The sequence below is a fragment of the Pirellulales bacterium genome, assembly GCA_035656635.1.
Taxonomy (GTDB): domain Bacteria; phylum Planctomycetota; class Planctomycetia; order Pirellulales; family JADZDJ01; genus DATJYL01.
Window position 1 is genome coordinate 53,098 of the sequence record DASRSD010000137.1, and the last position, 9,295, is coordinate 62,392.

Below are 9,295 nucleotides of genomic sequence, written 5' to 3' on the forward strand. Positions count from 1 at the left end.
GATGACCGTCATTTACTTGCCACTCGCTTCTTTTGAGCGTAACAGTGTGTTGGCGCTCGTTTCCATGGCGCTGTGGGCTACCCTGGTGTTGGGCATCGCGTGGGGCGCCGTGGTTGCCTTACGACGTGCTTCGCCGGCCATGCGATATTGCGTTTGGCAATTTTCGCTTTTGAGTTTGCTGGTCGTGCCGCTGGTTTGCCTGCTGGCGCCAGGCATTCCGCTGGGTTTTTGGTCGCCGGCAACATCGCCCGCCACAGAAAACAGTGCCCAACCAGGCTTGTTAGCAAGCGCACCGATGACTCACGCTCCGCTGCCTTCGGAAGATAACGTGCTACGCCAATTTTCGCTTGCCAGGCCGCAAACCGTCATGCCGCCGAGATTCCCGTCACCTTCGGAATCCGAAGCCGAGGCGAAAAAATCACCCTCTGTCGCGGCAGTTGTTGCCACCCAGTCAGCCCCAAACACCTCCGGGCTGCGCATTTCCTGGCAAGTCGGAGCGGTTTTGCTATGGATTAGCGGCGCTGTGGTTCACCTGTTATTTTTGCTGTATTCCATTGCTTGTGCGCGAAACGTTGCTCGCCGGGCTGTACCGATCGCCAATGCGCAATTTCATGCGGCGTTGAACGATTCGCAACTTCGGCTGGTCGGAAGCCGAAACGTCCATTTGCTAAAATCGACCGAAACCAAAATTCCTGTCGTCATCGGAGTATTTTGGCCACGAATTCTGTTGCCTGCGGATGTTTGCCGTTGGTCTACAAGCCGTCTACGGATGGTGTTGTCGCACGAATTGGCTCACGTCCAGCGGCGCGATGTCTTGTGGCAGCTTATTGCCCGCACCGTTGCCGCCGGCTATTGGTTCCATCCGCTGGTGTGGATTGCCGTGCGCTCCATGCGGCGGGAGCGAGAACAAGCTTGCGATAACCAGGTATTGTTGATGGGGATTACGTCGGTGGATTATGCGGCGGGATTAGTCGAAGTGGCGGCTTTGTTGCTGGGCAGTAAAAAAACGCTGACCGGCGGCATCGGCATGATTCAACCCTCGCAATTGGAAGGACGAGTACGGGCCATCCTCGACAAAACTTCCGCGCGCAATCCGGTTTCCGTTTGGGCGCGCCGCATGATTCTACTGGCCACCGCATGCGTTGTGCTAACGTTGGGACTGCTGCGGCCGTTTAGCCCGGTTCCCAGCCGCGCGGCGGATCAGCCGATTGCAGAAAGCAAACCGGCCGCGCCCGCTAAACCGCCGGTCGACACAGAGAAAACCAGCCCCGAAGTAAAGTCAGAAACCAAGTCCGACACAGTCGCCGATTCGACCAAGAAACTGCTGTTCGACGAGGAGGGCAACCAGCCGACCAAAGGCAGCATCCGGATTCATGTGGTCGATTTCCAAGGCCAGCCGCTTTCCGATGCCAAAATTACCGTCTCCGTGGCAACTCACGACGATAAGTTCAAAAACAAGCGAGATTACATCACCGATGCCGATGGTCAAGTAAATGCCGACTTGCCCAGCACGCTATACATTCTGCGTTTGTGGGCCAACAAGTCTGGTTATGTTTCCGGCTTCCACGGTTGGGAAAAAGATCCGCCTGCCAAGCGGAAGCCCGTTCCGGAAGAATTTACGTTCCATTTGAAAACAGGTACCGTGATGGGTGGAACGGTGGTGGATGAAGAAGGCAAACCCATTGCCGGGGCGACCGTAACCATTAACAGCGACCCCGGCGGATTGCTGGCGTACGACGACTTGAAAACTGATGCCGAAGGCCGCTGGAAATTAGGCACGGCGCCGCCAGGAGATAAGCTGGTCATCCACGTCATAGCCAGCCATCCAGATTTCATCAGCGTGCGTTCCTATTATGACATGAACTTGGATGACCGTGTTCCAATCGAACAATTGCGCAATCAAACCGCCAGCATTGTGCTAAAACGTGGCGTGCATGTGACCGGCATCGTGACCGATCCGGATGGCAAACCGGTGGCCAAAGCGCTGGCTATTTGGGGAGATCGACCCTATTGGGAACACAAGCCGCAGCAGGAAGTGCATACCGACGACCAGGGAGTGTATCACTTACCCCCTTTGCCGCCCGGACCCATGCGAGTAACCATTGTCGCCCAAGGCTGGATGCCTGACATGCGGCAGATTGAAATTAAGCCAAATTTAGCGCCGGTGGATTTTCAATTGAAGCCGGGAAAAACGTTGCGAATTCGATTGGTGGACCACGATGGCACGCCGGTGACCGATGCCCTGTTTCACATTGAAAACTGGCATGGCGCGCAATCGCTGTACAACGATAAGCATTCCAACGTCATCGATTCCAAAATTCCGCGCTACCCGGACAAAAACGGCATTTACGAGTGGACCTGGGCACCGGACGACGCGGTTAAATTTCACGTTTCGGCCGAGGGAGATTTCGCCGCGCCGGAAGTCGACTTCACGGCCGACGATCAAGAGCACGTGTTCACGCTCCCGCCGTTGTTGCGCATTTCGGGCCATGTGACCGATGCCAATACAGGCCAACCGATCGATAAATTCACGATCGTGCCGGTGGAAGAGTTGGGCGAGAATTTGCTGGTGACGCTTCGCCCGAAGGCGAAAGAACAAACTGGCGGGCAATTCGTGCTGGATAAATTGGATCGGACCGATGTGGCTCATCGGGTGCGCGTCGAAGCCCACGGTTATCGGTCTGCGATCAGTGGATTGTTTCATGTGGGGGACAAAAACACGACGGCCGATTTCCAACTGCAACCGGCGCCGGCAGCCAGCGGTCGAGTGCTGGATGCGGAAGGCCAGCCGGTAAAGGGCGCCAAAGTTTTTTTGGCGACCAAAACGCAGCAGCTCGATAATCCTGAAAGCGACCAGCATGAAATGTTCAGCGATAATTTTTGTTTGGAGACTAACGCGCAAGGAGAATTTGCTTTTCCCGCACAATGTGAACGATATATCGTGATGGTAATTCATGATGCGGGCTATGCCGAGCTTGATTTGCAGCCCGATCAGATTCCCGGCGACATGAAATTGGAAAAGTGGGCCCGCATTGAAGGAAACTTGTGGCAAGCGGGCCAGCCGGCGGCGAAGGCGCAAATCGACTTCGATCCGCTGCACTGTAACTTTTTTCGGATGGGTGACATGCCGTACATTGCCGACCACGATGGCACGCAAACCGACGAGCATGGCCACTTTGTGCTGGAGCGCGTGCCGCCGATCAAATGTTCTGTTTCCGCTGAGCTGTCACCGTGGCAAAACTATCCGATTACATCCAGCCAGCACGTTCCCTTGAATTTGCAGCCGGGCCAAACGGTGATGCTCAATCTCGGTGGCGACGGCGCGCAAATGAAAGGGCAAGTAAAGTTGGCCGGTGAAAAAGCCGACAATTTCGATTTGAATTGGTCATTGAATTATCTGCTCCGTAAAGCACCTGGAATTGAACCGCCTGCGGAACTATCGAACACGGAATTCAATTGGCGGTACGGCTGGAGCGAGGTGTGGTGTGACAGTCAAGAAGGGAACGTCTATCGTTCCACGTTGAACCATTATTTTGTGCGGCTGAATTCCGATGGCAAGCTGCTCATCAGCGGCGTGCCAGCCGGCGAATATGAACTAGCACTGCGCATTTACGAACATAAAGAGCCCACGGCCTGCATGGTTAATCCGGTAGGATCGAAGATTGTTTCGTTTCAGGTGACCGAGGCCGATGTGGCCAAAGGCACGCTCGATTTGGGCACGATTACAGTCGATGCTACGCGGGGATCGCAACTTGGTGACAGGATGCCTGATTTTGAATTTCAAACGCTAGACGGGGCGAAAAAGAAGCTCAGCGATTTTCGTGGCCAATACGTGCTGATCGATTTTTGGGCCACCTGGTGCAATTCGTGTGTTGCCGAGTTGCCGCAGCTACAATCGTTGCAAGATCAACCTAGCGCTAGCGGAAAACTCGCCGTGCTTGGCGTTAACCTGGACTCCGATCAATCCGCGGCCCGTGCATTCATCCAGCGACATCCTTTACCGGTGATGCAGGGATTTTTGGAAGAGGGGCCACCAGCGAAGGATTTGACTTGTTGGGCTGCCAGTTCCATCCCGTCGTACATTCTGATTTCGCCGGACGGAAAATTGGTGCAAAAAAGCTTTTCACTCAGCGAGATCAAAGACAAACTGGCCGCGCTCATGGCTCACTAGCGGAGCGCTGCGAAGATTGCTTTGGCCGCTGTGCAGGATCGTTCTTATCGGAGGGTGCATCAACCGATTTCGATTCATTTTCCGCAGCGGGCGGAAATAGGTTGTCGTACCGCGTTTGGCCCAGCCGGACGACGACAAGTTTTTGCTGCACTTCGTCGGAATCTGGCTGCGGTTCGGTGAAGAAGTAATGGCCCAAGGTGCCGGGACGTTCGGGTGACGCGGTAAGCACCAGCATTTGGCTGGGCTCCAAAGTGGCATCGAACGCCAAGCGTTCGAACACGCGCTTGGGTTTTCCTGATTGCGGAAGAATGCGGCCATCTTCGGAAATCCATTCCTGTCGCGGCTCGCCATACTGCAATTCCGGGGTGAGATGCAGCGTGACTCGCCGATCGCCCAATGCCTCGGCTTTGGCGGCCAAAATGCCTTGCGCTTGTTGATACGTATGGCCGCTGACTTCGCCGTGCTCGTTCATCAGCAGCGGCACTTCAGGATAGATGTTGGAAGCGATGATTTCTCCTCGCCACCCGGAATGCAATTGCATTTGTTGACGGCTGACCGGCGAAGCTTTTTCCAGGCGGGCCGCCGCTTCCGTCATGGTGGCGGGCTTTTTCTCCGCGGCAGCAAGTTTTCGGGCCAAGGGCGCCGGCAGCTCGCCGCTAATGACGCCTGCGCGAAAGCCATTTTCGCCAAGTGCCCGCCGCGTTGCCAAGGGAATTTGCTGTTCATCAATTTGGTCCCACAGCATGCCGTTGAGTTCTTCGTCGTGAGGCGAAAACCGAATGGAAATAATTTCCAATTGCACGCCGTCGTCGACCATATCGAGCGGCTTCAAGAGCGACGGCTCATGTGCCGCAGTGCTAGATGCCCAACGGCAACCGGAAAGCCCGGTCGCCATCGTCAGCGTCAAGCAGCAACAAAAAAATCGAAGCGTAGCGCGCAGCATCGCTCTTGAAGAAATATAATTTGATAGAATCCGCGGAACGAAAAGAACGGCCAGAGAAGCGCCCATGCAGGGCCGCGTAGATTAAACGGCGGCGCAAGCGGCGTCAATCCGAGAGAGGCAATGCTAGCACCGCCGAAGCGTTACGATTTGGCCGCAGCTGGTTCGCCTTCGAACTTGGGCGCCTGAGGAGCTTTAGCGCCGCGATCGCGCACACCGACAAACTCCAAAATAGCCCGGGTGCCAGCATCTCCCAACCGCGGCTTGGCCAACCGCATAATGCGCGTGTAGCCGCCCATGCGATCGATAAATCGTGGGGCAACCACTTCAAAGCAAACATTGGCGGCTTGCTTGCGTCCCAACAGGCGAACCAGCCGGCGCCGAGTAAGAACGACAGGAGCCATGGCGGCGGCCCATTTTTGCCACTGCTTGCTTTTGCGCCACTTTCGCCATTCATCACTGTTGCGATCGGCTGAAGTGCCGAGCTTATTGGCTTCATCGAGAGCCGCTTGTGCGCGGCAGGCGATGCTAATACAGCGTTCCACCAAAGGGCGCACTTCTTTTGCCTTCTGAATGGTAGTAACGATGCGGCCTTTTACCTTCGGCGCTTGCTTCTCGTCGAGGAATTCGTCTTTATCGAGCTCAGTTAAAAACAGCGCGCTGGCCAAATTTCGCAATAGCGCCTTGCGGTGCGATGGCGAGCGTCCCAAAACTCGGCCCAATCTACGATGTCGCATGACAGTGAAATCTTTCTATTGTTATCCGTGCAATTGACAAAGTGCGGTTCCATTACACGGCGGCCGGCACGCGCATGCCCAAGCGCAGGCCCAACTCAGTCAGCTTATCTTTGATTTCGCGCAGTGTAGTTTCGCCGAAGTTACGCACTTCCAGCAATTGATCTTCGGAGCGTTGAACCAGGTCGCGCACGGTTTGAATGCCCTCGCTTTCGAGGCAGTTCATGGCGCGTACCGATAATTTCAAGTCGGCCAGCGGCATACCGAGCTTTTGCTCGGCCGCGCCGTCGATGGGGCCACCCGAGCTTCCCGTCCGCCCCACTCCACTGACGCGGGCGCCTAGCTCGGCATATTGCACAAACGGGTTCAAATGCTTGCGCAAAACTTTGGCCGATTCAACCAGCGCCATTTCCGGACCGATGGAGCCGTTGGTCCAAATTTCAGTCGTCAGCTTATCGTAATTGGTTTTCTGGCCGACGCGGGTTTCTTCAATTTCGTAACGCACGCGCAGCACGGGGCTGAACACGGCATCGACCGGAATGATGCCGATTTCCTGCACGTTGGGGCTGTGTTCGCTGGCGGGGACATAACCGCGGCCGTTTTCGATGACCATTTCCATAACAAACGGCACATCGTCAGTGAGCGTGGCTAAAATGTGGTTCTTATTGATGATTTCCACCGTGTCGTCGGTTTGCACGTCGGCGCCGCTTACCACGCCGCGCGTGTTCTTTTCGATCCGCAGCACCTTGGTTTGATCGGTAAAGTTTTTCACCACCAACGATTTCACGTTCAAAACCACGTCGGTCATATCTTCCACGACGCCGGGCAGCGTGGTGAATTCGTGCTGCGCTCCGTGAATTTTAATTTGGGTGACCGCGCTGCCTTCCAGGCTGGACAGCAAGATGCGCCGCAAGGAATTACCGATAGTGACGCCAAAGCCGCGTTCAAACGGCTCGGCCACAAATTTTCCGTACGTGGCCGACAACGTTTTCACGTCGCAAACCACTTGGCTGGGCAGCTCTAATCCACGCCAGCGAATATGCATATAGGCCTCCTAGTGTGTCTAGTGTCTGGGTGCCTGCTGTCTAAAATCGTCGGCCGCCCAGGGCCGCTTGCCAGACACCAGACACTCAGAAACAAAGACACTCTTACTTCGAACACAACTCCACAATCAAATTCGCTTGAATTCCCCCCAGCGAGCAATCTTCCGCGCTCGGCAAGCGGTTGACGTGGCCCTCGGGAATGGCGCCTTCAATGCGCGACAGAAAATCGGGAATGTCGCGATGATATTCCGCCACGCAGGCTTGCACGGCCTGCAAGCTTTTGCCGCGATTTTTAGCGCGGATGACATCGCCCACGTGCACCAAGTAACTGGGAATATCGCAGCGATGGCCGTTCACCGTAATGTGACCATGCCGAATGATTTGGCGCGCCTGTGCCCGCGACAAGCCGAAACCAAGCCGGCAGACGATGTTATCAAGCCGGCGCTCCAGCAAGCTCATCAGCGCCTCGCCCGTGTTTCCTTTTCCCTTGACGGCCCGCTGGTAATAGCCACGGAACTGGCGTTCCAGCACGCCATAATAATGCTTTACTTTTTGCTTTTCGCGCAAGTGAATGCCGTAATCGGTAAGCTTGCCGCGGCGAGAAGCCATGCCCGGTGGGGTTTCGCGCCGTTCAATGGCGCACTTGGGCGTATCGCATCGAGTACCTTTCAAAAATAGCTTTAACCCGTCGCGGCGGCACAAACGGCAAACTGGTCCAGTGGTACGAGCCATGATTTCGCAGAGATAAAATGTAAAATAGGGTGTGATGGAAAATGATATTCGAAGTTTTTTGATAACCGCGCGCGGCTAAACACGGCGCCGCTTCGGCGGGCGGCAACCGTTGTGCGGCAGCGGCGTGATGTCTTCAATCGATTTGATCGTGAGGCCCGCGGCCTGTAACGCCGTAATGGCGCTTTCCCGGCCGCTGCCGGGACCTTTGACTTTGACTTCCACTTCTTTCACGCCAAATTTCGATGCCTTTTCCGCAGCCTGCTGGGCGGCCATTTGACCAGCAAACGGCGTGCTTTTGCGCGAGCCTTTGAAACCTGTGGTGCCGGCGCTGGCCCAACACAAGGCATCTCCCTTGGTGTCAGTAATGGTGACGGTCGTGTTGTTGAACGTGGCCTTAATGTAGGCGATGCCCACGGTCACATTCCGCCGCGCTTTACGTTTAGTTTTCGCTACAGCCATAATTGAGTTTCTACTTCTCTATGTATCTGGTGGTCTGGTTTATCTGGTGCCAAGCCGATGAGGGATTCCGATGTCTGCAACTAGGCACAACAGACACCAAGACACCCTCACGTTACTTCATGTCCTTCACGCCTTTCTTGCCGGCCACAGTTTTCTTGGGGCCTTTGCGTGTTCTGGCGTTCGTGCGGGTTCGCTGTCCACGAACCGGCAAGCCACGCCGATGCCGCACGCCCCGGTAGCAGCCGATATCTTTTAGTCGGGCAATGTTCTGTGTTAGCTGCCGCCGCAACTGGCCTTCGGCCGTGTAATCTTTATCCAACAGCGCCGCCATGCGAGCGACTTCGTCTTCGTGCAAATCGCGAGCCCGGGCTTGGGCATCCACGCCCGCCTTGTGACACAGCTCGCGCGCTACGTGCGGTCCAACGCCGTACAAATATTGCAACGAAATAAACGTCGGTTTGTCTGGCGGAATATCAACGCCTAAAAGACGTGGCATGTGTTTTTTCGAGTCTAATTTCTAGGGGTAAGTTTTCTGAAGAACGGATTGAGTGTCATTCGCCCTTGGTGCTTGGCTTGCCGACAAAACATTTCAGGACAGGTGACAATCGGTTGTGTTATCCTTGCCGTTGTTTGTGGCGCGGATTATTGCACACCACATACACCACTCCGCGGCGGCGGACAATTTTGCAATGGTCGCACAGGCGTTTGACACTAGCGCGGATTTTCATATTCTCGTTTTCCTTGGCGACGCGAACTTCGCAGCAACGCCGTGCTCCGTCGACACTTCCGCCCGGGCTGAAAGCCCTTCAGTATATGGTTTGGCACGGAATTTGTTCAAGGGCTCAAAATTACCTATTTCTGGGCCTTTTTCCAAAAAAAGACCCCCATTCCGCAGGCATCTGCTTTACGTGCGGCATTCTTTGAAAGCAGCCCTAGCCCGTCGTTTGCGGCACTTTGCTCAAAAGATCGCGCAGTACGGTGTCGTCGAATGCTTCGCCCGGTTGCGGGGGCGCGGTGAGCACCCAGGGGCCATCGTTCGTCATGGCAATGGTGTGTTCGAAATGGGCGCTGTAACGGCCATCGCTGGTGACCTGCGTCCAATGATCGGCCAGCGTTTTGGTTTTTTTCGCCCCCATGTTCACCATCGGCTCCACGGCGATCACCAGGCCCGGCTCTAATTTGAAGTCGTGGCTGCGTCGTAGTTGCGGGCTGACGA

General features: G+C 55.4%; 9 protein-coding genes. 1 reads left to right on the forward strand and 8 read right to left on the reverse strand.

The window, feature by feature from the left end; genetic code table 11:
- Position 1: 1 nt before the first annotated feature.
- Entirely contained in the window at positions 2-4,171 is a 4,170-nt protein-coding gene (locus tag VFE46_13095; GenBank protein ID HZZ28931.1) for a carboxypeptidase regulatory-like domain-containing protein, read from the forward strand.
- Here the strand turns inward: VFE46_13095 and VFE46_13100 are convergent.
- The 8 genes from VFE46_13100 to VFE46_13135 all read right to left on the reverse strand — a co-directional run.
- Positions 4,158-5,066, reverse strand: coding sequence for a hypothetical protein (locus tag VFE46_13100; GenBank protein HZZ28932.1), 909 nt, complete (start codon positions 5,064-5,066; stop codon positions 4,158-4,160). The two genes, VFE46_13095 and VFE46_13100, sit on opposite strands and share 14 nt — an antisense overlap.
- Positions 5,067-5,254: 188 nt before the next feature.
- On the reverse strand, positions 5,255-5,848 hold the full coding sequence (locus VFE46_13105) for a L17 family ribosomal protein (GenBank protein ID HZZ28933.1): 594 nt from the start codon (positions 5,846-5,848) through the stop codon (positions 5,255-5,257).
- A 52-nt stretch (positions 5,849-5,900) separates the two neighbouring features.
- Positions 5,901-6,890, reverse strand: coding sequence for a DNA-directed RNA polymerase subunit alpha (locus tag VFE46_13110; GenBank protein HZZ28934.1), 990 nt, complete (start codon positions 6,888-6,890; stop codon positions 5,901-5,903).
- A gap of 103 nt (positions 6,891-6,993) precedes the next feature.
- Positions 6,994-7,620 carry a 30S ribosomal protein S4 gene (gene rpsD / locus VFE46_13115; GenBank protein HZZ28935.1) on the reverse strand — a complete coding sequence of 209 codons (627 nt, stop codon included), beginning with the start codon at positions 7,618-7,620 and terminating at the stop codon, positions 6,994-6,996.
- A 75-nt stretch (positions 7,621-7,695) separates the two neighbouring features.
- A complete protein-coding gene (gene rpsK / locus VFE46_13120) occupies positions 7,696-8,079 on the reverse strand; it encodes a 30S ribosomal protein S11 (protein HZZ28936.1) in 384 nt (127 codons plus the stop codon).
- Positions 8,080-8,191: 112 nt separating this feature from the next.
- Positions 8,192-8,575, reverse strand: a complete 384-nt coding sequence (gene rpsM, locus VFE46_13125; protein HZZ28937.1) for a 30S ribosomal protein S13 — start codon at positions 8,573-8,575, stop codon at positions 8,192-8,194.
- Positions 8,576-8,693: 118 nt separating this feature from the next.
- Positions 8,694-8,807, reverse strand: coding sequence for a 50S ribosomal protein L36 (gene rpmJ, locus VFE46_13130; protein ID HZZ28938.1), 114 nt, complete (start codon positions 8,805-8,807; stop codon positions 8,694-8,696).
- 204 nt (positions 8,808-9,011) lie between these two features.
- On the reverse strand, positions 9,012-9,295 hold a 284-nt coding region (locus tag VFE46_13135), incomplete at its 5' end, for a hypothetical protein (GenBank protein HZZ28939.1).

Bases quoted from the DNA above. Each gene is read 5' to 3' on its own strand.
- rpmJ (HZZ28938.1), bottom strand. From the start codon at position 8,807: ATGAAAATCCGCGCTAGTGTCAAACGCCTGTGCGACCATTGCAAAATT.
- rpsM (HZZ28937.1), bottom strand. From the start codon at position 8,575: ATGCCACGTCTTTTAGGCGTTGATATTCCGCCAGACAAACCGACGTTT.
- VFE46_13100 (HZZ28932.1), bottom strand. From the start codon at position 5,066: ATGGCGACCGGGCTTTCCGGTTGCCGTTGGGCATCTAGCACTGCGGCA.
- rpsK (HZZ28936.1), bottom strand. From the start codon at position 8,079: ATGGCTGTAGCGAAAACTAAACGTAAAGCGCGGCGGAATGTGACCGTG.
- VFE46_13105 (HZZ28933.1), bottom strand. From the start codon at position 5,848: ATGCGACATCGTAGATTGGGCCGAGTTTTGGGACGCTCGCCATCGCAC.
- rpsD (HZZ28935.1), bottom strand. From the start codon at position 7,620: ATGGCTCGTACCACTGGACCAGTTTGCCGTTTGTGCCGCCGCGACGGG.
- VFE46_13095 (HZZ28931.1), top strand. From the start codon at position 2: ATGACCGTCATTTACTTGCCACTCGCTTCTTTTGAGCGTAACAGTGTG.
- VFE46_13110 (HZZ28934.1), bottom strand. From the start codon at position 6,890: ATGCATATTCGCTGGCGTGGATTAGAGCTGCCCAGCCAAGTGGTTTGC.